25 protein-coding genes and 1 pseudogene are annotated in these 21,982 nt (G+C 42.0%); 10 read left to right on the top strand and 16 right to left on the bottom strand.

The window, feature by feature from the left end; all coding sequences use genetic code 11:
- Positions 1–515: 515 nt before the first annotated feature.
- The 4 genes from FTU00_RS14870 to ftsY all read right to left on the bottom strand — a co-directional run bounded on the left by FTU00_RS14870 (position 516) and on the right by ftsY (position 4,127).
- The gene (locus tag FTU00_RS14870; RefSeq protein WP_180179960.1) at positions 516–1,181 is read right to left on the bottom strand and encodes a DUF2057 domain-containing protein; all 666 of its coding nucleotides are present in this window, start codon (positions 1,179–1,181) and stop codon (positions 516–518) included.
- Between the two features lie 195 nt (positions 1,182–1,376).
- Entirely contained in the window at positions 1,377–1,970 is a 594-nt protein-coding gene (locus FTU00_RS14865; protein WP_180179959.1) for a nitroreductase family protein, read from the bottom strand.
- 182 nt (positions 1,971–2,152) lie between these two features.
- The gene (locus tag FTU00_RS14860; RefSeq protein ID WP_180130949.1) at positions 2,153–2,842 is read right to left on the bottom strand and encodes a nitroreductase family protein; all 690 of its coding nucleotides are present in this window, start codon (positions 2,840–2,842) and stop codon (positions 2,153–2,155) included.
- 181 nt (positions 2,843–3,023) lie between these two features.
- Positions 3,024–4,127, bottom strand: a complete 1,104-nt coding sequence (gene ftsY / locus FTU00_RS14855) for a signal recognition particle-docking protein FtsY (protein ID WP_180179958.1) — start codon at positions 4,125–4,127, stop codon at positions 3,024–3,026.
- 232 nt (positions 4,128–4,359) lie between these two features.
- On the opposite strand from ftsY, the gene FTU00_RS14850 reads away from it, so the two are divergent.
- Complete coding sequence (locus FTU00_RS14850) at positions 4,360–5,700, top strand: M16 family metallopeptidase (RefSeq protein ID WP_373686196.1); 1,341 nt, start codon at positions 4,360–4,362, stop codon at positions 5,698–5,700.
- Positions 5,701–5,711: 11 nt separating this feature from the next.
- A complete protein-coding gene (locus FTU00_RS14845) occupies positions 5,712–7,289 on the top strand; it encodes a pitrilysin family protein (RefSeq protein ID WP_171431261.1) in 1,578 nt (525 codons plus the stop codon).
- Here FTU00_RS14845 and FTU00_RS14840 read toward each other — a convergent pair.
- Both FTU00_RS14840 and FTU00_RS14835 read right to left on the bottom strand, forming a co-directional pair.
- Positions 7,213–7,536 carry a hypothetical protein gene (locus FTU00_RS14840; protein WP_180054032.1) on the bottom strand — a complete coding sequence of 108 codons (324 nt, stop codon included), beginning with the start codon at positions 7,534–7,536 and terminating at the stop codon, positions 7,213–7,215. The genes FTU00_RS14845 and FTU00_RS14840 overlap by 77 nt on opposite strands.
- Positions 7,537–7,640: 104 nt before the next feature.
- Entirely contained in the window at positions 7,641–8,003 is a 363-nt protein-coding gene (locus FTU00_RS14835; RefSeq protein ID WP_081402667.1) for a hypothetical protein, read from the bottom strand.
- Between the two features lie 220 nt (positions 8,004–8,223).
- Here FTU00_RS14835 and FTU00_RS14830 point away from each other — a divergent pair, with 220 nt between their 5' ends.
- The 3 genes from FTU00_RS14830 (at position 8,224) to FTU00_RS14820 (ending at position 9,520) form a co-directional block, all read left to right on the top strand.
- Positions 8,224–8,457 carry a hypothetical protein gene (locus FTU00_RS14830; RefSeq protein WP_034171084.1) on the top strand — a complete coding sequence of 78 codons (234 nt, stop codon included), beginning with the start codon at positions 8,224–8,226 and terminating at the stop codon, positions 8,455–8,457.
- Positions 8,458–8,613: 156 nt separating this feature from the next.
- Positions 8,614–8,988, top strand: a complete 375-nt coding sequence (locus tag FTU00_RS14825) for a DUF2750 domain-containing protein (RefSeq protein WP_034171083.1) — start codon at positions 8,614–8,616, stop codon at positions 8,986–8,988.
- A gap of 100 nt (positions 8,989–9,088) precedes the next feature.
- Positions 9,089–9,520 carry a CBS domain-containing protein gene (locus FTU00_RS14820; protein ID WP_125279146.1) on the top strand — a complete coding sequence of 144 codons (432 nt, stop codon included), beginning with the start codon at positions 9,089–9,091 and terminating at the stop codon, positions 9,518–9,520.
- A gap of 140 nt (positions 9,521–9,660) precedes the next feature.
- Here FTU00_RS14820 and trpB read toward each other — a convergent pair whose 3' ends face one another.
- The 9 genes from trpB to FTU00_RS14775 all read right to left on the bottom strand — a co-directional run bounded on the left by trpB (position 9,661) and on the right by FTU00_RS14775 (position 17,376).
- Positions 9,661–10,866, bottom strand: coding sequence for a tryptophan synthase subunit beta (gene trpB, locus FTU00_RS14815; RefSeq protein ID WP_125279145.1), 1,206 nt, complete (start codon positions 10,864–10,866; stop codon positions 9,661–9,663).
- A 107-nt stretch (positions 10,867–10,973) separates the two neighbouring features.
- Entirely contained in the window at positions 10,974–12,161 is a 1,188-nt protein-coding gene (locus FTU00_RS14810) for a VWA domain-containing protein (protein ID WP_180179956.1), read from the bottom strand.
- Positions 12,162–12,174: 13 nt separating this feature from the next.
- On the bottom strand, positions 12,175–13,026 hold the full coding sequence (locus FTU00_RS14805; protein WP_180179955.1) for a MoxR family ATPase: 852 nt from the start codon (positions 13,024–13,026) through the stop codon (positions 12,175–12,177).
- A gap of 21 nt (positions 13,027–13,047) precedes the next feature.
- The gene (locus FTU00_RS14800) at positions 13,048–13,431 is read right to left on the bottom strand and encodes a hypothetical protein (protein WP_180003755.1); all 384 of its coding nucleotides are present in this window, start codon (positions 13,429–13,431) and stop codon (positions 13,048–13,050) included.
- A gap of 21 nt (positions 13,432–13,452) precedes the next feature.
- Positions 13,453–13,758, bottom strand: a complete 306-nt coding sequence (locus FTU00_RS14795) for a YcgL domain-containing protein (RefSeq protein ID WP_004783715.1) — start codon at positions 13,756–13,758, stop codon at positions 13,453–13,455.
- A 129-nt stretch (positions 13,759–13,887) separates the two neighbouring features.
- On the bottom strand, positions 13,888–15,030 hold the full coding sequence (locus FTU00_RS14790; RefSeq protein WP_005235921.1) for an HRDC domain-containing protein: 1,143 nt from the start codon (positions 15,028–15,030) through the stop codon (positions 13,888–13,890).
- A gap of 190 nt (positions 15,031–15,220) precedes the next feature.
- Positions 15,221–15,817 (bottom strand): recombination mediator RecR, encoded by a 597-nt coding sequence (gene recR / locus FTU00_RS14785; RefSeq protein ID WP_125279141.1) that lies wholly within the window; start codon positions 15,815–15,817, stop codon positions 15,221–15,223.
- 13 nt (positions 15,818–15,830) lie between these two features.
- Positions 15,831–16,160, bottom strand: a complete 330-nt coding sequence (locus tag FTU00_RS14780) for a YbaB/EbfC family nucleoid-associated protein (RefSeq protein WP_125279140.1) — start codon at positions 16,158–16,160, stop codon at positions 15,831–15,833.
- A 28-nt stretch (positions 16,161–16,188) separates the two neighbouring features.
- The gene (locus tag FTU00_RS14775) at positions 16,189–17,376 is read right to left on the bottom strand and encodes an O-succinylhomoserine sulfhydrylase (RefSeq protein ID WP_180012914.1); all 1,188 of its coding nucleotides are present in this window, start codon (positions 17,374–17,376) and stop codon (positions 16,189–16,191) included.
- Between the two features lie 142 nt (positions 17,377–17,518).
- On the opposite strand from FTU00_RS14775, the gene FTU00_RS14770 reads away from it, so the two are divergent.
- From FTU00_RS14770 to FTU00_RS14750, 5 genes are all read left to right on the top strand, one after another.
- Positions 17,519–18,616 (top strand): alpha/beta fold hydrolase, encoded by a 1,098-nt coding sequence (locus FTU00_RS14770; protein WP_034171075.1) that lies wholly within the window; start codon positions 17,519–17,521, stop codon positions 18,614–18,616.
- 55 nt (positions 18,617–18,671) lie between these two features.
- Positions 18,672–19,544, top strand: a complete 873-nt coding sequence (locus tag FTU00_RS14765; protein ID WP_180179954.1) for an NAD(P)-dependent oxidoreductase — start codon at positions 18,672–18,674, stop codon at positions 19,542–19,544.
- Positions 19,545–19,627: 83 nt separating this feature from the next.
- On the top strand, positions 19,628–19,894 hold the full coding sequence (locus FTU00_RS14760) for a YARHG domain-containing protein (protein WP_159124442.1): 267 nt from the start codon (positions 19,628–19,630) through the stop codon (positions 19,892–19,894).
- Positions 19,895–19,925: 31 nt separating this feature from the next.
- Entirely contained in the window at positions 19,926–20,339 is a 414-nt protein-coding gene (locus FTU00_RS14755) for an HIT family protein (RefSeq protein WP_180018324.1), read from the top strand.
- 336 nt (positions 20,340–20,675) lie between these two features.
- A complete protein-coding gene (locus FTU00_RS14750) occupies positions 20,676–21,728 on the top strand; it encodes a porin (RefSeq protein ID WP_159124444.1) in 1,053 nt (350 codons plus the stop codon).
- Between the two features lie 98 nt (positions 21,729–21,826).
- Here the strand turns inward: FTU00_RS14750 and FTU00_RS14745 are convergent.
- Positions 21,827–21,982: pseudogene (locus tag FTU00_RS14745) on the bottom strand (IS982 family transposase); the annotation flags it as partial.

Genomic DNA, 21,982 nt, shown 5'->3' with positions numbered 1-21,982 from the left:
CCAGCGTTCAATCTGAGCCATGATCAAACTCTTCAGTTAAAATCATTTCGAACTTTATAAGTAAAGTTCTTAAACTTGGCTCATCAATTTTCTGACAAATATTTCTCAAATAAACTTCGAGTAATTTAAACCAATCAATCAATGAAAATAATTTCGATCAATCAACCAGTAAAAATCCACACAAGTTGTTCTTCATAATCTCTTAATGATCTCACTTAAAACCTCGTCAGTTTTAAGTGCCAACCCAATCACTTAACGTTTCGTTTCATGCATTGCGTTGGTGTGCTGCGTATTCTATACAGTTTCAGAACCAGTGCAAGAGCTTTTCTTAAAAATATTCAAAAAAGCGCATCGTACGTTTATTTTTTAATCTGAATTGCTATTTTTAGCAGTTTTAATGCTTTTTTCCAGTCATTTTTGGCCTGAAATTTTAAGCAAATGTGAATTTCTACTGGTTTAGTTTTTATTAAAAGGAATCGTTGCATACGATCCCTTTTAATATTGAACAATAAATTTTAATTTGCCTGCTCGCCAAGCCAATGCATAAATTTTTGTCGTTCAGCTTTAGATGCCTGCTTCCATAACTGAATTAATTGCTGATCAAGCTGACCAACTGATGCATTTTCCTGAACGTTTGCAGTAGCAACATTTGGTGTACTTGCAGTTTGAGTGTAGACCGCTGCCGGCTGATTAGTTGGAGTTACAACTTTATTCGTTGTCAAATCCACAGATTTTCCTAAAACACTTTGCCCTAGTAATGGTTTCGCTACCTCTTTTGCTCCTGCCTGCTGAACCAGAAGCTGATTTTTTGCATCATATAAACCAATAATTGGCTGATCTTTATATTTTTTCGCTTCATCAAAATTTTTAGGCGCGTTAATTAAAGCCAATTTATAAGCTTCACCATCTTTAAGTTCTGGAGTTTTTACAGTTACTACGCCAGATTTTAAAATGTCATGAGAATTATCATTGTGCTGGAAAAATTCAGTATAGCGAACACTAATCGCATTCGTACCAGCATCCAGTTTATAAGTTTGATCTGAGCGTAATAGACCTGAACGTACTTCCTGATCATTCACTGCGATTATCTTGATTTCTTCAGGTACGGTTAATGTCACGGCTGAAAAAGCTGATGTGCTGCTCAATAATGCAACTACAGCTGCTGTGATACGTAAATCCATGTCACTCACTCATTCTGGTTAATATATAAAATTTTCATTGCACTATGCCGTGTATAAATGACAACTCTATGACAAATGCTTTGTCTCTACAGTACTTTACTCAGCATTTATCAGACTATCTATCTTCTGATTTCTGCTATATCACACATAAAAAAAGAAGTACTTAACAGTACTTCTTTCTCATCTCTAAATCGATTATGCAAAGGTCTTAAATCGTTCTGCATCATCCATAAAGATTTTTTCACCTGGAGGGGCTTCGATTGAACCAAATACCAATTGAGCACGAAGCTTCCAGTTCGATGGAATACTAAAAGTTTGCGCCACTTCTTCATCAATGATCGGATTGTAATGCTGTAGTGATGCACCAATATTATGTTCAGCCAAAGCTGTCCAGGTTGCAAACTGAGCGATACCGCTGGCATGCTCTGACCAGATCGGGAAATTATCTGCATATAGCGCAAATTTTTCTTGCATTCCTTTAATGACATTCTGGTCTTCATAAAACAGTGCAGTTCCATAACCTGCCGCAAAACCATCTATTTTGCTATTGGTAGCCTCAAAAGCATCTGCTGACACCAGGTCGCGTAAAGTTTCACGCACAATATGCCAGAAAGTATCATGTGATTGACCAAACAAAATCACCACGCGTGAAGATTGCGAGTTAAAAGATGAGGGACTATGTTTCACCGCCTCTTTAATGATGTTCTCAATTTCTGCCTGATCCAGGCTGACATTTTTCCCAATGGCATAAATACTACGGCGTTTTTTAATATGATCTAGGAATGCCATGATCTCACCTCGTTCTATTCTGATTATTTAAAACCGATAAGATCATCCTAAGCATTTTCACTGCCTAAAACAGTCTTATTTCGATAACAATGTGTTTTATTTATAGAACATTCTCAGAGATGTTAAGGTTGATCCTTTGTATCAGTCACCTTAGCACATACTAATTTCAAGAATCACAGGTCTTAGCTAAATACCTGGAAGCTGTCTGGGTTTACAGACTCAATTTTATCTTCTATTGCTTCTTCAATTGAACCGAAACAGAGCTGAGCACGTAGCAACCAGTTTTCATCAATCTTAAAATGCTCAGCTACAGGGTGATTGATCTGCGCATTATAATGTTGCAAAGAAGTACCTAGACCAGCATCTGCCAGCGCAGTCCACGCAGCAAACTGTACCATGCCAGAAGTCTGCTCTGACCACAGTGGAAAATCATCGGCACTAAATGGAATCTTTTTCTGTAATTGCTGAATGGCGCGCTGATCTTCATAGAATAAAATCGTGCCATAGGCATTTGCACATTGATCCAGCTTGATTCTAATCCCTTCATAGACCGATGCCGGCACATGCTGGCGTTGAATGTCTTTCACAATATTCCAGAATTGATGATGTGAATCGGCAAATAGCACGATAATGCGTGCACTTTGTGAATTATAGGCTGAAGGACAACTATGCACAGCTTCCTGAATCAGCTCGGTCAGATAAGCCTGACTGTAATGCACACGCTTACCTAGCTGATAGGTCCCACGGCACTTTTTTAATTTCTCAACAAAAGTGAATTCTAAATTTTTAACTGCTTTACTTTTTTTAGGAAATTTAAAATCCTTAGTCAGGTCAGTTGTTAATACCTGCCCAATTTTATTGAGTAATGCCATTTTCTACCCTCTACATATAGCCTGAACTTCAATCACCAGGAAAATCCCATACAATTATAATGGGTTTATTCAGGTAGGCAGGATTTACTGTTTTTTTCATGCTGCTTTTTAGAGCATTCAAACTTCTTAAAAACAAAAAACTCCGCATTTAGCGGAGTTTATGTGACACAAGCCGCATTAATTATTTTTCAGTTTCAAACAATGCAGCAACGAATGATTTTGCTGAGAATGGACGTAAGTCATCAATTTTCTCACCTACACCGATAAAGCGAATCGGTACATGCGTACGGCTGGCAATATTAAACAGTACACCACCTTTTGCAGTACCATCTAACTTGGTAATAGTTAAACCCGTTAAACCCACTGCTTCATCAAACATTTCAACTTGGTTAATGGCATTCTGACCCGTACCTGCATCAACCACCAGCATCACTTCATGTGGCGCAGTCGCATCAATCTTCTGCATGACACGTTTAACTTTGGTCAATTCCTGCATCAGGTGACCTTTATTATGCAAACGGCCTGCAGTATCTGCAATTAAAACATCCACACCTTTGGCACGTGCACTTTCGAAAGCATCAAAAATGACTGAAGCGGAGTCAGCACCATGACCTTGGGCAACTACGGCGATATTGTTGCGTTCACCCCAGATTTGTAACTGCTCAGTTGCAGCTGCACGGAAAGTATCACCCGCAGCCAGCATGACTTTTTTACCTTCGCCTTGCAGACGTTTTGCCAGTTTACCAATGGTTGTGGTTTTACCTACACCATTTACACCCACCACCAGAATTACATATGGATTTTTATTCGGATCGATATGCAGCGGTTTGACACGCGGAGCCAGCAGAGCCACCAGTTCTTCCTGAAGTGCTTTATACAGCGAGTGAGAGTAAATCAGATCACCACGTGCGGTACGTTCAGTCAAATTGGCAATAATCGTTTTAGTCGCATCAACACCGATATCTGCAACCAAAAGCTGTTCTTCAACTTCTTCTAATAATTCATCGTCAATTTCTTTGCCACCAATCAGGATATTGACCATCCCATCGGCAAGATTTTTACGGGTTTTGGTTAAACCCTCTTTCATACGGCTAAAGAAACCGCCTTTTGTAGCAGGTTCTTCTTCCTGAGCTTCTGTCGCTACAGGTGCAGAAACTTCAGCAATTGTGATTGGTGTTTCTACAATCGGCACATTAACCGCAGGTAAACTCGGTAATGTGACATCATCATCTCCGATATCAGCATCAATCAAAAATTTGTTTTGCCCATTAGATTGCTGTTGCATGCCGAATCCTTGAAAAGCATTGCGTTAAAAAATTGAATTCTAGCATAACTTGCAGTGTTTTGAGCGGGCAATCCAATCCATGAATAAACAACCAAAAAATAACAGTGTTTGGTTGCTTTCAATACAAGATTTCTGAAAAATAATCCTAAATACAAATATCTATTCATTGGAAGACTTTGTGTCCCTATCTTTTTTTGCTATCTCCTCCTTATCCAGAATCATCAAACAGCGGATTTCTCCAGTCGCAGTACTCATCCTGAGTTTCGGTTTTAACCCCGTACATGCCGCAACCCAGAGTGAATTATCCCGCACCACCATCGAAACATATTTAGGTAATGGCTTAAAAGTCATTATCCGGGAAGATCATCGCTCTCCGATGGTGATGACACAGATCTGGTATAAAGTCGGCAGTAGTGATGAGTCCGGCAATATTCTCGGTGTCTCTCATGCTTTGGAACATATGATGTTTAAAGGCACGAACAAAGTTCCCAATGATGAATTTACCCGCCTGAGCCGGATTTATGGGGGCAGTATTAATGCCGCAACCTTTACCAATTACACGAACTATTATCAGCTCTATCCCAAAGCCTATTTTCCGATGGCGCTAGAACTTGAATCTGACCGTATGAGCAACCTGTTGTTACGCCAGCAAGATTTTGATCCGGAAATTAAAGTTGTGATGGAAGAACGGCGTCAGCGTACTGATGATAATCCGCGTGCCCAGGCATTTGAACGATTTAGATGGATCAGTTACCCCACCAGTCACTATCGTCAGCCCGTGATTGGTCACATGAAAACGCTCAATAATATTCAGCTGAGTGATGTCAAAAAATGGTATCGAGACTGGTATAGCCCGAATAATGCCATTCTGGTGATTGTCGGAGATGTTGACGTTCAAGAAGCTCTCGTTCAGGTACAGAAATATTTTGGCGATATTCCGGCGCGTCCTACACCATCACGTAATGACGTACTCGAGTTTGAGCGCTTAGGCTATCGTCATATGGAAATTGAGAGCAATGTCCAAGTGCCTAATCTGTATATGACATGGAATGTAAAATCTTTGGCTACCGCCAAGAATCCTCAAGATGCCTATGCCCTAACCATTATCCGCAGCCTGCTGGATAGTGGAATTTCTTCCCGCCTGCAGGATCGTCTGGTTCGCGACCGCAAAGTGCTTACTTCTGTGAGTGTGTCTTATGATCCTTATAACCGTGGAGATAGCCTGTTTGGTATTTCCGCACTTCCGGCTCCAGGTGTAAATCTGACAGAAGCACAAACGGCCATCCAGAAAGAAATTGATTTATTAAAAACTGAAACTATTTCTGAGCATGAACTGGCACGGATCAGCACACGCTTTATTTCAAATCTGATTTATAGTCAGGACAGTCTGAGCGGACAGGCCAAAATGATTGGAAACCTTGAAGTAAATGGATTGAGTTACCGCCTGATGGATGAACTGCCTCAGCATTATGCCAGTGTCCGTGCAGAGGACATTCAGCGGGTTGCTAATGCCTATTTTGTCCGTGAAAATTTAAGTACGCTCTACCTTTTGCCTGAACAGAAAGCTCAATAATGGTTATTACAATGTCTAAAGTTCGCTCTCTTATCCTTTTAACCAGCTTAAGCCTCAGTTCAAGCCTTTGGGCAGAAAATTATTTAGATACCCAACCTGATCTGAATGATAATCCCAGTCAGTTACAAGCGATCCCTCTCCTGCAAAGTTTAAAAAACATTAATCAAAAGCAGGCATTTCAAGCACCTTTTATTCATGACCTGAATAATCACTACAAAGTTCGCACTTTATTTGTTGAAACCCGTGATTTACCTATGGTCGATATTCAACTGACCTTTAATGCCGGATCAGCACGAGATCAGGAAATTGCTAAAGGTTTATTTGGCTTATCCAGCACAGCAGCCAAACTGATGCGTGAAGGAACAGATAAATATACGGCTGCACAGGTGGCTTCCGTCTTCGATGCCACGGGCGCACAATTTAGCGTACAGGCTTATCGCGATATGTTTGTCGTTCGCCTGCGAACTTTGTCAGATCCCAAGAAAATGGAACCTGCTTTGGCCATGATGATGGAAGTTCTCAAAAATGCCACATTCAAGCCTTCCAGCATTCAGCTAGCACTCAGCAATACTCAAGTAGGACAAAAACAGCTTCAGGAAAATCCAAGTAAGCTGATGGATATCCGGTTTTATCGAGCATTGTATGGCCAGCATCCTTATGCCGAACCCATTACCGGCACCATTGGCAGTACCAAAAAAATCACAGCAGATTTACTGAAAAAATTTCGTGATCAGTTTCTGGTGGCACAAAACATGAATATTGCCATTACCGGCAAACTCAGTCCTAAACAGGCACTGGAACTTTCTGAACGAATTGCAGGCAATTTGCCTCAAGGACAGAAAGCTGTTGCATTAGCTGAACCTGAAGAAAAATCGGGTTTTGATATTGTGCATTTGCCTTATAACTCGTCTCAAGCGCATGTGACCTTCGGCCACTTAGGACCAAACCGTTTTACTAAAGATCGGCTTGCTCTGGAAGTAGCCAATCGCATGTTTGGTGGTAGCGGATTTAATGCAGTATTAATGCAGGAATTAAGGGTAAAACGCGGCTATACCTATGGTGCCTATAGTACATTCAGCTTTAGTCAGGCACCCGGTATATTTAGCTTCCGTTATTCCACTAGACAAGATCAATTGCTAGATAGCATTCAGGTCGCACATCAGGCTTTTATCAACTTTGTAAATCAGCCGATTGATACTAAGCGACTGGAAGAAACCAAGGCCGGGATGTTAAGAGCATTTCCGAATAATTACAGCAGCAATGCCACAATCAATGCCCAGTTAGGCACGATGGGCTTTTATGCAGAGCAAGCCGACTATCTGTCACGCTATCCAGAACGTCTAGCCAAAATTACCGCTGCAGATGTGCAAAATGCCGTGCGCAAACATCTGCATCCAGAACGCTTGACACTGGTCGTGGTAAGCCAAGAACTAGATAAAGAAGCATTAAAACTACGATTGGAACAGAACCTGTTAGATCCTTCTACACCACTACCGAATACGATTCCAATACCTAAGGCATATCCACAGAAACCGGCGGAAGCTGACGAGCCCGTAGAGATTCCTGCTGATACGCCTGCATCAATTTAAGATATTGACCGCGATGGATGCGTTGCTGTTGCAGCAAAGCCTGAGCCATATCCTGGGTTTGGGGCAAGCTCTGCTGTTCTGCAAGTTGCTGAAGTAAATTAAATTGGGAAGTCGTCAGTGGACGATAAATGGCAAATGTGGCCAGGCATAAGATTAATGCCACAATGAAAATAACAACCGCATTATAAATTTGTTCAAGCTTAATTTTATTCAGAAAATCGCTTAATTTTTTGCTATCTATAGCCATACACTACCTCAAGTTGCAGCTAGTGTATGGCTGGGCCCCATGAAGTTCAAGTCAAAGATTGAATGACCAGTATAAATACACATCTCGATATGACTATAAATCGGTTAGGATTTCAACAATTCGTACACACTCCAGGCAATGACCATAGCCACCAGACCTAAAACCAGTAAAATTGCAAACTTGCTTAAGCCGGCTTCTGCTTCAGGTGGATGCAGTCGATCTTCATCTGCAATTCGGACCAATTCATCATTATAGTGACTATAAAACTCTGCACGCTGGGTTTCGTCCAGAGCGCGGGTAAAATCATAAACTTCTTTACGTTGAGCCAGACTATAATCACCTAGATGGGTATATTTGTCATAAATTGCCTCATCCAGTTTTTTACGGTGTACATGCGCCAATTCTGTAATCTGACTGGCTGTTGGGGGCATATCAAAACTGAGCCCTTCAAGAGTTCTTTGCATCATGTTGTTCTCCTTTTCTTTTGTTCTATTGTTAAAATCTATACCAACCAAACTTCCAAGTGTGTATAGTTTGATCGTACAAACTATAAATTAAGTAAACAGGAAAGCTGATATAGTTGACTTTTCCATTATTCTGTAATATTAGTTTAATAATACTAAGTTATATTTGTATTTAGACTTAAAAGTCTATCCGAAATCATAATTAAAATTAAGGAGTTTTTATATTATGCAGAATATCTCTCAACATGATTTGGAACATCTGTATGCAGATGCAGTGAATACCATTCAATCGCAAATGAACTTTGTCGATGCAGTAAAACAATTAGAAGATGCAGCGCGCGCCGGTCACGGTAAAGCAGCTCTCTTTTTAGCTGAACTGTATTATCAGGGTTTTCGTGTAGAACGAGATTCACTCAAAGCACAATACTGGCAGAACATGGCCACCATGCAAGCCTGAAGAAACGTCACCTCGGTGACGTTTTTTTATGCCATTTTTTCGAAATACTGCAATTAAGACATAATTTATTACGATTGCTTGCAAAGCTGAAACAGTAATTTCACTTGAACTTTCTAGAATAGAGCTGAACTCTAATAGCACTTTATTTTAACGACAATGCGAAAAATTATTCAATACGACCCGATTTGTAAAAACTTTCTTTTGAGGCTGACCATCCTCAAATCTATGATGTATTGCGGCGTTTTGTGGGGCGTCTATCATCAGGGTTGGGCGATGATGCGTGATCAGGAAGATTATATTTTTCCATTCTGGCTTAATTCTCTGGATGCCAAAAATTATGCCAAGGAACATTGGCCAGGTTATGTACCCCGTAGAATCAACCCGGAAGATTTCGAAAACAACTTGTTACCTACACTGTCCCGACTAGCCGTGACACCTACTTTATGTAGCGGCAATGGCACTAAACTAAAGTTATCCATTCCACAGATGCGTCACCTGTTTTTTTCACAACAAAGACTGCACTTTGCCTAAAAACATGTTATTTATAAAGACATAAAATAGACACCTAGAGATGTTCAGCTGGATACATACTCTAGGACTAATAATAATTAGATAAAAAGGACTCAATAGAATGACCAACGTAGCACAAGTGCTCGGTGATAAAGTACATCAGGCAGTTTATACCATCCGTCCAGACTCTACAGTTTTAGAAGCAATTAGCCTGATGGCAGAAAAAGGAATCGGGGCGCTGGTCGTTACCCACGAAGATAGTGTGGTCGGCATTTTGTCAGAGCGTGATTACACCCGTAAAATCGCATTGATGCAAAGAACCTCTTTTGATACCACGGTCAATGAAATTATGACACCTAAAGTCATAACCGTGACTTCTGCAACTTCTGTTGAAGACTGCTTAGCATTAATGACTGACCGCCATTTACGCCACTTACCTGTAGTTGAAAATGACAAACTGATTGGCCTGATTTCGATTGGTGACTTGGTCAAAGCTGCAATGGAAGATCAACGTAAGCTGATTGATCAGTTACAACAATATATTTCAGGCTAAAATTCTTTCTTAGTTGAATACGTAAATTAAGACTCAAACTCAAAATGTCATTACAAACAAATAACAATGCCATATCAAAACCAGATTAGATATAAAAAATCCCAGCCTTAAGACTGGGATTTTTTGATTATTAGATCAAATTAAAGACCGAGTTTCTCTGCGACATAGTCAGAGTCTTTATCACCACGACCTGAAAGATTCACTACAATCTTAGTCTCTTTAGGCAGTTTACCCGCTTCACGAATTGCCCAAGCCACTGCATGTGAACTTTCTAATGCTGGCACAATTCCCTCAACGCGTGACAGGGTCATAAAGGCATCCAGACACTCCTGATCTGTTGCTGTAGTGTATTCCACACGACCTAGATCTTTCAGCAGGCTGTGCTGTGGCCCTACGCCTGGATAATCCAGCCCAGAAGCAATCGAATGCACAGGTAAAGGCTCCCCCTGCTCATCTTCGAGTACATAACAGGCCATACCATGCAACTGGCTTGGTTTACCCAAAGTCAGCGTTGCGGAATGCTTATCAGTATTTAAGCCATGACCTGCAGGCTCTACCCCCACCAGTTTCACTTCTGGATCATTTAGAAATGCCGTGAATGCACCCATAGCATTTGAACCACCACCCACACATGCCACCACATAATCTGGGTTTGCACCGAAGCGTTCATTGGTTTGAACCTTGATTTCATCGCCAATAATGGACTGGAAATCACGCACCATCATTGGGAATGGATGTGGTCCTACCACCGAACCAATCGCATAGATATAGTTTTTCGGATCTTTCAAGTATTCTTCAAAAGCACTGTCGACTGCATCTTTAAGGGTCGCAGTACCACGCGTCACAGAAATCAGCTTAGCACCCAAGATTTTCATCTTTACGACGTTTGGATGTTCTTTTTCGATATCCACCTGGCCCATATGAATTTCACATGGAATACCCACCAAAGCACATGCAGTAGCCAATGCTACACCATGCTGACCTGCACCGGTTTCTGCAATGACTTTGGTTTTACCCATATATTTCGCCAGCAGTGCTTCACCCAGGCAGTGATTGATTTTATGTGCACCGGTATGATTCAGGTCTTCACGTTTTAAATAGATCTGTGCTCCACCTAACTGGTCAGAAAGGCGTTTAGCATGAAACAAAGGGCTAGGACGGCCGACATAGTTAGCAAACAGGTCTTTTAATTCATTTTGAAATTCTTCAGTTTGACGGATTTCCTGATAGGCAACATTGATGTCATCCATGGCCTGTTTTAGATCCGGTGGAATGAACTGACCGCCATATTGACCAAAGAAACCCTCTTCATTGGGCAACGCAATACCATTAATTTGATGAGCCATAATAATTCCTGAATATTGGAATAAGGTATAACAAGTGACTTTATACTAGAATAATTCATTTTAAAGCACTAATAACTATAGATAAAGTCACTTATAGATAAATGGAATCAACGCGCCAGATATTTGGTCATATCCTCAATACCTTTTAAGGTCATTGGAAACATATGATCTTCAAAGATTTGCTTAATCAGGCCAATAGTATGCGTGTAATGCCAGTATTTTTCTTCTTCAGGATTGAGCCAAGCGGTTTTATCAAAATGCTGACGCAGACGCTGTAACCAGACCTGTCCTGCCTCATCATTCATATATTCGACCGAACCACCGACGGAGTTCAACTCATAGGGTGCCATGCTGGCATCACCTACTACAATCACCCGGTAATCCCGTCCATAGGTATTGAACAGATCCCAGGTATTCATGCGCGAGCTGGAACGACGGATATTATCTTTCCAGACATAGTCGTATAGACAATTATGGAAATAGAAATATTCCAGAGTCTTAAATTCGGTCTTAGCGGCGCTAAACAGTTTTTCACACTGAGCGATATGCGCATCCATTGATCCACCGATATCAAACAGCATTAGTACTTTAATACGGTTACGACGTTCCGGCACCAACTGAACATCCAAGATGCCTTGTTTGGCGGTTTCACGAATAGTACTATCAATGTCCAGTTCTTCAGCCGCACCCTGACGAGCGAACTTACGCAAACGGCGCAGTGCCATCTGCATCTGACGACTACCAAGAATCTGATCATCATCCAGATTACGGTATTGACGCTGTTCCCAGACTTTGACAGCGGAACGTTTACGCCCCGGCCCGCCAATGCGCACACCTTCAGGATGATCACCATAGGCACCAAATGGCGATGTGCCACCAGTACCAATCATCTTATTCCCGCCCTGATGTTTTTTATGCTGTTCGCGCAAGCGTTCTTCCAGCATTTTCATCAGTTCTTCCAGCGATCCGGCTTTTTTTAGTTCTTCACGCTGTTCAGGAGTCAAGTGCTTTTCCAGAAGTTCCAGATCAAACCAATCTTTGGGCAGTTTATGCACCTGATTCAGCAGCTCATCCAGATCAAAGGTCGCGATACCATCAAAGTAGTCTTTCATGGCACGATCGAACTTGTCGAAGTAGCGCTCGTCTTTGACCATCACAGTTTTAGCAAGCTGATAGAACTCGTCCTGATCGGCAAAAACTACGCCTGCCGCCACTGCCTGATTCAGATCAATCAGCTCACGGGTGGAAACTGGTACGCCATATTTTCTGAGAGTATAAAACAATCGCACAAACATGCGTGTTTCTCCCTTAGCGACGCGACATAAAGGCTAAACGTTCAAGCAGTTGTACATCCTGCTCATTTTTGATCAGCGCGCCGTACAAAGGCGGGATCGCTTTGGACTTGTCGGTATTTCTTAAAATGTCTTCCGGCATATCATCTGCCATTAACAGACTTAACCAGTCGATCAGTTCAGAAGTTGAAGGTGGTTTTTTCAAGCCTGGAATCTGGCGTAATTTGAAGAAGATTTGCAGAGCTTCATTCACCAGCGTTGTTGAAATATTCTCAAAATGCACATCGATAATTTCACGCATGGTCGCTTCATCCGGAAACTCGATATAGTGGAAGAAACAACGGCGCAAGAAGGCATCTGGAAGTTCTTTCTCGTTATTTGAAGTGATGATGACAATCGGACGCTGGGTCGCAGTAATGGTTTCACCCGTTTCATAAACGAAGAAAGACATCTTGTCGAGTTCGTGCAGCAAGTCATTTGGAAACTCGATGTCTGCTTTATCGATCTCATCAATCAGCAATACACAGCGTTCTTCACTGGTAAATGCTTCCCAGAGTTTACCCGGCTTGATGTAGTTCTTGATGTCATAAACGCGATCATCACCTAACTGACTATCACGTAAGCGTGATACTGCATCATATTCATACAGGCCCTGCTGTGCTTTGGTGGTTGATTTGATATGCCAGGTAATCAGCTTCAGTCCGAGGCTTTGTGCCACCTGTTCAGCCAACAAGGTTTTACCTGTACCCGGCTCACCTTTAACCAGCAAGGGTTTTTGCAAACTACGCGCAGCTTTCACAGCCAGTTTTAAACTGTCAGTGGCAATGTACTGATCCGTACCTGAGAATTGTTGAATATCAGCAGACATGATTGAACCTTATTTTTTTATTTACAGCGGTGAACTTTTCTTGTTTGACCCAAGACCCGTTTTACTGGATGCGTAGGTCGACCAGCAATAGCCAATCACAGACCCGATACCAATGACAAATAAAATAAGTGACGCATTAATCCAAACGAGTTCATATTCCTTGGTCAGAATCCCAAACAGCAGCCCGAAAATAGCAGGTGCAACTGAAGCATTGCTACCTTCAGAAACGGTTGGGGTCAACAGCACGGCAAAGGCCAACAGCCATAAAAAACCGCCCATTGCCTTTGGCATGCGCTTGGTCACGCCATACCAGCAGGCTAACGCAATCAGACTGCCCAGCAGATACACTGCAAACGCAATACTCTGGTCAGGAATTGAGTCCAATACAGCTACAAAACCATTCATTTCACAACTCCTGAACTGAACTTAAGCCCCACGAAGACCTTCTGGTGCTGGCGCATTCGGGTTAATTAAACCTTCTGGTGGCATTTGCAGGAAGAAGCCACGGGTAGAAATTGAATCCATCACATGTAAAACATTGGCACGTGCCAGTTTACGCGATTCACTCAATTCAAGATGCATGACAAAAGTCGCACGACCAAACGCAACACGTACCGGTTCAGCCAATACCTCTAGTGGTTCAAAGGTTTCGGCTTCGTTCTCATCTGCAGGACGCGCCACATAAAGATACATTTCATCTTTTTTGCTAGATTTGTAGATAGACACTTGCATGTTTCAAACGACTTTTCTGAAAAAACAATCGCAAGGATACATCAAAAAAACGACAGAAACATTAGCCGCTTCAAATGCATCAGTCGTGATTTTGTATAATTGCTTTATCTTTAATCAATCCAGTAAAAATCACTCAACCACTTTCATCTGGGTCGACAGATAAGACTCGTCCTGATGCAATACCTTAATTAGCGGCAGAGTTAATAACTCATAACGCCAGCCGAGCAAGTAGTTTGGCAGATCCTGTTCATCCTTATGACATACCACATGCTGATATAAGGCATTCAGCCATTTCTTTCGCATCAGCACTTCTTTCGGTACAGAGATTTCATTGGATATATTCTGGATCATTGTTTCGACCTTCTCGCCAATCTCTCTGGATGAATGGCGGATTGGACGTGCCAGACGTAATGGCCAGTCGGCTTGATCAGGCAGGAATTTCAACAGATCCAGAATAGTCTTGCCATGTTCACGGACAATATTGGCCCGGATGTCTTTCATCTGACTGAGCTGGAAATTATTGCGCGGGAATTTCTCCACCAGATCAATCATGGTCGAGTTTTTCAGAATAAAACTACGCGGCTGATTCAGCGCCTTGGCAATCTGCTCACGCCATACAGCCAGTTGTTGCAACTGCATTAATTGACGGCGTGAATGACGATAATTACCGACATCCTGATAAAGCAAGGCAGTCGGTGTTTCTTCACCAATTTCATGGGTCAAAAAACGGCAATCTTCAAGAGCGAAATCGAGCAGATATTTGCTTTCCAGATCCTGTTTGACTTTATCCGACAGTTGCACCAGATAATGCACATCATTGGCTGCATACAGTAACTGTTCAGAGCTTAGAGGCCGTGCCAGCCAGTTAGAACGGGTCTGATCTTTTTCAATATCGACATCCAGCATCTGTTTTAAGGCATTCTGATAGCTGACCTGCAAACCATGTCCGAGGAATGACATGCCGACCTGTGTATCAAAGACATTGCTCAGGGCTTTTTTCTGGGTGTAGTGGTAAATCAGGTCAATATCTTCACTGCAGGCATGGAAAATATTCTGTTGAGCATTAAAAATCTTGTTCAGAAATTCACTCAGATCCAGTGTTGTTCCATCCAGCAGGTAGACATTGTTATTGACATTGATTTGAAAAACACCAAGTTTTGGCCATAAGGTGTCTACCTTAATGAATTCTGTATCCAGGCCATAGACCGGATTTTGATCCATAAGGTTCAGGACATGATTTAAGTCGTGCTGATGTTGAATAAATTGAAACATAAAGACTGAGTCTAAAATTAGATGCTCGATGAAGCTATATTACCCGATATATAGAATTTTTATATAAAAATATGACAACCAAATCACACTTTTTGTTCCATATTTTTCGAATATAGCTTATCTAGTAAACATTTTATATTTTTACTAATATATTTTTTATATTATATATTAAGAGAATATAATTAATATTTCACTTAATTCGCATCCGGTTATGCACTGCCTGACTCAGAGTATGGCTATCTACATACTCCAGTTCTCCGCCTTGAGGCACCCCTTGAGCGATACGCGTCATTTGCACAGGTAAATGTTTACTGGCTTCAACCAGATAATGTGCGGTTGCCTGTCCTTCGACAGTCGCATTGGTGGCCAGAATCACTTCCTTGATCTGCCCTTGACTTAAGCGTTGCAGTAAATATGGAATACCGATTTCTTCAGGCCCGATTCCATCTAGAGGTGACAGATGACCACCCAGAACATGATATTTACCGCGGAAACTGCCGCTTTGCTCAATTGCCATGACATCTGCCGGTGATTCCACGACACAAAGCAGTTCATCATCACGCTCAAGTGAGGTACAGATATTACAGACTTCATCTTCCGTCAATGAATGGCAGATCGAGCATTCATGAATGTGATCGGTTGCTTCAGTTAAGGCATGTGCCAGACCGATCGCCCCTTCACGATTTTTCATGATTAAATGCAAAGCCATACGCTGGGCCGATTTCGGCCCAACGCTTGGCAAAATGCGTAATGCTTGAACCAGTTGATCAAAACGATCACTAAACATTGCGCATACTTCCTTAGAATAAACCAGCCAGACCAGGTGGTAAGCCCATACCTGAGTTTGCAGATTTCATTTTCTCTTCAGAGATCGCTTCTGCTTGACGCGCTGCATCATTCATCGCTGCTGCAATCAGATCTTCGATCATATCTGGATCGTCCTGTAACAGTTCAGGATTGATTTCGATACGTTTCACCACATTGCGGCAAGTCATGGTAACTTTCACCAGACCGCCACCAGCCTCAGCATGCACTTCAGTTTGCGCAAGCTCTTCTTTGGCTTTTTTCATGTTGTTTTCGACTTCTTTTTGCATGCGCTGTGCTTGCTGCATCAACATATTAATGTTCATAAAGATCTCCGAACATATATTTATAAAATTAGATTAGATCTAAACCGCGTGTAATGTCGCGAATAATATCATCAATCTCTTCCAAACCAACAGAAACGCGAATTAAACCTTCACGAATACCCGCTGCTGCTTTGGCTTCTGGAGACAATTTACCATGCGTGGTTGTTGCTGGATGAGTAATCGTTGATTTCACATCACCTAAGTTACCAGTGATTGAAATGAACTGGGTATTGTCAATTACTTTCCAGGCGCCTTCACGGCCACCTTTCACTTCGAAAGATACGATACCACCGAAACCGGTTTGTTGTTTTGCAGCCAGTTCATGACCGATATGTTCAGGCAAACCAGCATAGTAAACTTTTTCTACTTTCGGATGTGCATTTAAGAACTCAGCCAGTTTTTGTGCATTGGCAGAATGTTCACGCATACGTAAACGTAAAGTTTCCAGACCTTTCAGGAATACCCAAGCATTGAACGGGCTCATAGAAGGACCAGTGGTACGTACATAACCGAAGATTTCTTCAAGCAATTTATGGTTACCTACTACAGCGCCACCGAGTGCACGGCCTTGGCCATCCAGATATTTAGTCGCAGAATATACGACTAAGTCTGCACCAAATTTGAGTGGTTGTTGTAACACTGGTGTACAGAAGCTGTTGTCAATCGCGAGCAATGCATCATTGGCATGCGCAATATCTGCCAAAGCCTGAATATCTGCCACTTCAGCCAGTGGGTTTGATGGAGATTCAACAAAGAGTAATTTGGTTTCTGGCTTGATGGCATTTTTCCATGCATCCAGATCAGTCAAGTCGACAAACTCAACTGCGACACCAAATTTAGCCACGTATTTTTCAAATAGAGAAACTGTTGAACCAAATACTGCGCGCGAACAGATCACATGATCACCTGCTTTCAGGTAAGCCATCGCTACAGCCATAATGGCAGCCATACCAGAGCTGGTCGCAACAGCACGTTCTGCGCCTTCTAAAGCAGCCAGACGCTTTTCAAACATGGCAACAGTTGGATTGGTAAAGCGAGAATAAATATTACCCGGCTCTTGGCCTGAAAATTTTGCTGCAGCTTCAGCCGCATTTTCATAAACAAATGACGATGTTAGAAAAATCGGTTCACCATGCTCACCCTCAAAGCTACGGGTGTGACCAGTACGGATGGCTAAAGTTTCTAATTGATAGTTAAAATCGTCTTGCTGGCTCATCACTTTACTTCAGCCCAAAGGCTGCCTTTTGTAAAAAATTGCCAACATTTTGAGCGTCTAAGCTATTTCAGGTCAAGGCATAATAAGCAATTATTGCTTAGACTTCGACCAATTCTCCTTTGTATACGGATAAATTATTTACATGATTCAGTTAAAACAAAATATTCAACGCCAGAAGAAAAAATTAAAACACCTGAATGCACGGTTATTTAACTCGTCTTCCCTGATTCTTTCGCAAAAAACGCCATTTGAATATATTGCTGCGACTGAATTCTGCAAAATTCGCTATTATGCAGCGCCTGAAAAAAAGTACCGTGAGCCGTTAGTCTTTGTTGCCCCTCTTGCGATCAATATGGATATTTATGATCTTTATCCTTACCGTTCACTAGTCAAGCATTTTCAGCATAGCGGTTTTGATGTCTATTTAGTGGAATGGAAACGTTTCCGTTATAAACACCGTCACTTGAATTTCCTGTCTTTTATCGACGGCGCGATTCCTCAGGCTATTGAACGAATCTGCTCGCATTCAGGCAGTCAGTTTATTTCCTTGCATGGCTGGAGTATGGCTGGAATTTTTGTCACGCTTTATACTGCGCTACATTCCCCTGAACATGTTAAAAACCTGATTGTACTGGGTAGCCCGATTGACAGTTATGCATCCGGTCGCGTTGGCAAGCTTTTTAGCACCACCAACAAGCTCATTTCCAAAAATAAAACCCTGCAACAGGCGATTCATCAAGGATTGATTCCTAAGGAATATATTCATTCGCCCGGCATCATCAATGCATTGGGATTTAAGCTCCTTGATCCGATTGGCTGGTTTAAAAGCCAGAAGCAGTTTTTGATGAACCTGGAAAATGTTGAAGATGTCTATGAACATGCCACCATGGGCAATTTTTTGAACAAGATGATTGATTATCCGGGTGGAATCAATCAGGACATGGTGCTGCACTTATGGCTGCAAAATCCTTTAAAAAATGGCTCAATGACTTTAAACGGCCGAACGATTGACCTAAAAAATATTAACTGTTCCTTACTGGTCGGGGCTGGGAAAACCGATCAGATTGTTACGGAACAGTCAGCTAAACCTTTGATGGAATTGACAAGTAGTACCGATAAGACGTTTACTCTTATCCCGGGTGGTCATCTTGGACTGATGTCCAATCAGAAAACAGCCAATACATTCTGGCCGAAACTGACCACCTGGCTGGCACAACGCTCAACCCGGATAGATGCTTAATTCCGGAAGAGCCGGCAATTTTCAGGTATTTATTATTTTATTCAGAGGGTATGACATGATTCAGTCAGTGGCATTTATTGGTTTAGGCGCAATGGGTTATCGCATGGCAGCGCATTTACCCAAGCATTTTGAGACAGTTTATGTCTGGAACCGTACTTTTGCCAAGGCTGAAGAACATGCTGCTGAATATGGCACCCAAGCTGTCGCTTTAGAACAGGCAGTTCAGGCAGATATTATTTTTTCATGCCTGCCAACCAGTGCCGATGTTGAAGTATTAGTCCAAGGCCTCAGCCTTAAAGCTGGCAGTATTTGGGTAGACTGTACCAGTGGTGTTCCTGACGCTGCCCGGCGCTTAGAGGAAGCACTGGCTGAACAGGGTGTGATTTTCCTGGATGCGCCTGTAAGTGGTCAGACCATTGGCGCTGAAAATGGCACATTAACTGTGATGGTCGGCGGTAATGCGGAAGGCTTTGAAAACGCCCTGCCAGCGATGCAGGCTTTTGGCAAATTGATCAAGCATGTGGGTACATCAGGTGCTGGCTTTGCAGTAAAAGCGGTAAATAATATGTTACTGGCTGTAAACCTGTGTGCGGCAGCAGAAGGCTTTACCACGCTGAAAGCACACGGTGTTGACCTGAATGAAGCACTGGATTGTATCAATGCATCAAGCGGTAAAAGCAATGTGACTGAAACCGTTTTACCACAGCGTATTTTGAACCGTAGCTTCCCTGTTACCTTTGCCCTGCCTCTTTTAGCCAAAGATACCGGCATTGCACTTGATCTCGCGCGTGATGCCAAACTGGCAGTGCCACTTCTCGCTTTAGGTCAAAGTCTGGTGCAAGCTGCTAGCAATCTGTCGGATAAAAATAGTGACTTTTCCAGTGCTGTAAAAATGTATGAATCATGGAGTAATATTACCATTGAGTAATATCTCGCCATTGAATAATAATAAACAAACCTAATATTGTGACTATAGACTAGCCACATGCAGTGATACCTGAGGAAACTCTTATGAATAAGTTATTTGTTGCAGCACTCGTCGGTTCTGCAACTTTGTTTGGGGCTTCAACATCGGTTCTTGCATCTGAACAGGAATGCAAAAAATTGAAAAATGACCATGATGTCATTTATGCATCAAAAGGTTTCTGTTTCAAGGATCCTGAAGCAAAAGCAAAGTTTAATGACAATTGCTACACAACCAAGCCAAAATTTTCAGAAAAAGAGCAGCAACGTCTTGACGCGATCAAAGAACGTCAGAAAGAATTGAACTGTAAATAATACAATTCAATTCTGCTCAAGGAATGCACTTATGACTTACGATGACCAAAATATTTTTGCACGAATTCTGCGTGATGAACTTCCAGCAATTAAAGTGTATGAAGATGACCGAGTTCTTGCATTTATGGACATCATGCCACAGGCCGATGGTCATACTCTGGTCATTCCTAAAACACCCGCAATTACCCTGCTTGACCTAGATCCTGAAGTTGCGGCCTATACCATTCAGGTGGTGCAAAAAATAGCCAAAGCGATTGAAAAAGGTTTAGGTGTAGATGGCATTGTACTGATGCAGCTCTCTGGCGCTGCGGCGGGTCAGACTGTTCCGCATGTTCATTTCCATCTGGTACCTACCTCTTTGCACAATCTCGGCAAACATGCTGCACAAATGGGTGATCAGGAAAAAATCAAACAACTGGCAGAGAAAATTAAAGCTGCTCTTTAATTCATTCTTCGTCCTTAAAAATGGAGCTTCGGCTCCATTTTTTATGCCTTATTTTTCATTTTTTATCACCATTCATAAATACAGTATTCCTCTTAAATGACTTTATTAAAACCGCATTACTCATCTACTGGATCAGCGTTAACTAAAGCAAAAAAATCCTGCACAGAATCTTAAAAATTAAAATTGCTCCCTTTTTAGATTTCATAGATCTGCAATATTTCCTTAACCATACTGACTTATTCATCCTCAATACTGAGCACCAATACAGGATGGTAGCCAAGACCGAGCTACTGCATACACCTCAAAAGACCTAAAAAAGTCTGATTGGAGCTTTATATGAAAAAATCACTTTGCATTTTCGCAATTGGGGCAAGCGTTTTTACACCGCTCATGGCAGTCGCTGCTGATGTCAAAGTCTATGGCCGTGCACATGTGTCTTTAGATTATCTGGATGATGGCCAAGATTATAATGAAATTGGAATTTCCTCCAATGCATCACGCCTTGGATTTAAAGCTGAACAGACACTTGAAAATGGCATGACCGTATTTGGCCAGATTGAGCAGGAAATTAACTTTGCCAGTGGCTCTGCAAATGATGATGTCGAGTTTGCTACTCGTGATACCTTTGTCGGTTTAAAAGGTGAGTTCGGTCAGGCACGGATCGGCCGTTTCGACAGCCCATTTAAAGTGGCGCGCAGTCCAGTTAATTTCTTTGGAGATATGGTCGGCGATGTACGTAATGTGACCCGAGTAGGGAATCTGCGTTTTGATGAACGTAATGCCAATAGCATTGAATATAAATCACCAAAATTCGGCAATGGATTTAATGTTCTGGGTGCACTTTCCCTACATGAAGCCAACAGCCCGGATGCATCTAAGGATGGTGAAAAAGATAAAGATAAGGCTTATGACCTTGCCCTTACCTACCAAAAAGATAAAGTTGATTTTGCAGCGGCATATGAACATTATGAAGAAGAAGCCAGTCGTGGTGAACGTGATGGTTTCCGGATTGCAGGTGCCTACAAAATCACGCCAGACTTGAAACTCGGTGGTCTGTATCAGTTCCTTCAGCATGACAATACCGAAGTCAATCCTGATGCTCAGGTCTTTGGCATCGCGGGTGAATATAAATTAGCAGCCAAGACCTCATTGCGTGGACAGGTCTTTCACCGTGATGTAGATGCCGATGATGCCAATGCTACTTTACTGGCGATTGGAATTGAACATCGTCTTGACCCAGCAGTCCGCATCTACAGCAATCTGGCCAGTGTATTAAATGATGAAAACTCAAATCTGACACCTTGGGCACAAGGCCGTAGCAATGCAGTGGCTGGCGCACGTGGTGAAGACAGCTTCGGACTATCGGTCGGTATGCGTTACGACTTCTGAAGCCCTCCCCAATTTCATATTAGAAAAGAGCCTGCCTGATGCGGGTTCTTTTTTATTTTTTAATTAATCCCGACTATTTTAATTAACCCGAATCCTGCTTAAGCTGATGACTTCATAATTTGAATTGTTGGCTTATTTTTATGGATCAGTTGATATGCACACAAGGACGCGTAAATCCCTCCTAGAAATCCATGAACACTACGTGCTTTGCTTGTCAATAAATTGTACTGACCTTTCAATAAACTGAATAAAGT

Source organism: Acinetobacter sp. YH12041 (assembly GCF_013419975.1).
Taxonomy (GTDB): domain Bacteria; phylum Pseudomonadota; class Gammaproteobacteria; order Pseudomonadales; family Moraxellaceae; genus Acinetobacter.
This window is presented reverse-complemented; position numbering and strand designations above follow the sequence as displayed.

What these genes read in the sequence shown, in the direction of transcription:
- FTU00_RS14825 (WP_034171083.1), top strand. Translation starts at nt 8,614, where the DNA reads ATGCGAAAAATTATTCAATACGACCCGATTTGTAAAAACTTTCTTTTG.
- FTU00_RS14835 (WP_081402667.1), bottom strand. Translation starts at nt 8,003, where the DNA reads ATGATGCAAAGAACTCTTGAAGGGCTCAGTTTTGATATGCCCCCAACA.
- FTU00_RS14780 (WP_125279140.1), bottom strand. Translation starts at nt 16,160, where the DNA reads ATGAACATTAATATGTTGATGCAGCAAGCACAGCGCATGCAAAAAGAA.
- FTU00_RS14770 (WP_034171075.1), top strand. Translation starts at nt 17,519, where the DNA reads ATGATTCAGTTAAAACAAAATATTCAACGCCAGAAGAAAAAATTAAAA.
- FTU00_RS14790 (WP_005235921.1), bottom strand. Translation starts at nt 15,030, where the DNA reads ATGTTTCAATTTATTCAACATCAGCACGACTTAAATCATGTCCTGAAC.
- ftsY (WP_180179958.1), bottom strand. Translation starts at nt 4,127, where the DNA reads ATGCAACAGCAATCTAATGGGCAAAACAAATTTTTGATTGATGCTGAT.
- FTU00_RS14860 (WP_180130949.1), bottom strand. Translation starts at nt 2,842, where the DNA reads ATGGCATTACTCAATAAAATTGGGCAGGTATTAACAACTGACCTGACT.
- FTU00_RS14755 (WP_180018324.1), top strand. Translation starts at nt 19,926, where the DNA reads ATGACTTACGATGACCAAAATATTTTTGCACGAATTCTGCGTGATGAA.
- FTU00_RS14810 (WP_180179956.1), bottom strand. Translation starts at nt 12,161, where the DNA reads ATGTTTGTGCGATTGTTTTATACTCTCAGAAAATATGGCGTACCAGTT.
- FTU00_RS14760 (WP_159124442.1), top strand. Translation starts at nt 19,628, where the DNA reads ATGAATAAGTTATTTGTTGCAGCACTCGTCGGTTCTGCAACTTTGTTT.
- FTU00_RS14820 (WP_125279146.1), top strand. Translation starts at nt 9,089, where the DNA reads ATGACCAACGTAGCACAAGTGCTCGGTGATAAAGTACATCAGGCAGTT.
- FTU00_RS14795 (WP_004783715.1), bottom strand. Translation starts at nt 13,758, where the DNA reads ATGCAAGTGTCTATCTACAAATCTAGCAAAAAAGATGAAATGTATCTT.
- FTU00_RS14805 (WP_180179955.1), bottom strand. Translation starts at nt 13,026, where the DNA reads ATGTCTGCTGATATTCAACAATTCTCAGGTACGGATCAGTACATTGCC.
- FTU00_RS14765 (WP_180179954.1), top strand. Translation starts at nt 18,672, where the DNA reads ATGATTCAGTCAGTGGCATTTATTGGTTTAGGCGCAATGGGTTATCGC.
- FTU00_RS14870 (WP_180179960.1), bottom strand. Translation starts at nt 1,181, where the DNA reads ATGGATTTACGTATCACAGCAGCTGTAGTTGCATTATTGAGCAGCACA.
- FTU00_RS14865 (WP_180179959.1), bottom strand. Translation starts at nt 1,970, where the DNA reads ATGGCATTCCTAGATCATATTAAAAAACGCCGTAGTATTTATGCCATT.
- trpB (WP_125279145.1), bottom strand. Translation starts at nt 10,866, where the DNA reads ATGGCTCATCAAATTAATGGTATTGCGTTGCCCAATGAAGAGGGTTTC.
- FTU00_RS14845 (WP_171431261.1), top strand. Translation starts at nt 5,712, where the DNA reads ATGTCTAAAGTTCGCTCTCTTATCCTTTTAACCAGCTTAAGCCTCAGT.
- recR (WP_125279141.1), bottom strand. Translation starts at nt 15,817, where the DNA reads ATGTTTAGTGATCGTTTTGATCAACTGGTTCAAGCATTACGCATTTTG.
- FTU00_RS14750 (WP_159124444.1), top strand. Translation starts at nt 20,676, where the DNA reads ATGAAAAAATCACTTTGCATTTTCGCAATTGGGGCAAGCGTTTTTACA.
- FTU00_RS14775 (WP_180012914.1), bottom strand. Translation starts at nt 17,376, where the DNA reads ATGAGCCAGCAAGACGATTTTAACTATCAATTAGAAACTTTAGCCATC.
- FTU00_RS14800 (WP_180003755.1), bottom strand. Translation starts at nt 13,431, where the DNA reads ATGAATGGTTTTGTAGCTGTATTGGACTCAATTCCTGACCAGAGTATT.
- FTU00_RS14840 (WP_180054032.1), bottom strand. Translation starts at nt 7,536, where the DNA reads ATGGCTATAGATAGCAAAAAATTAAGCGATTTTCTGAATAAAATTAAG.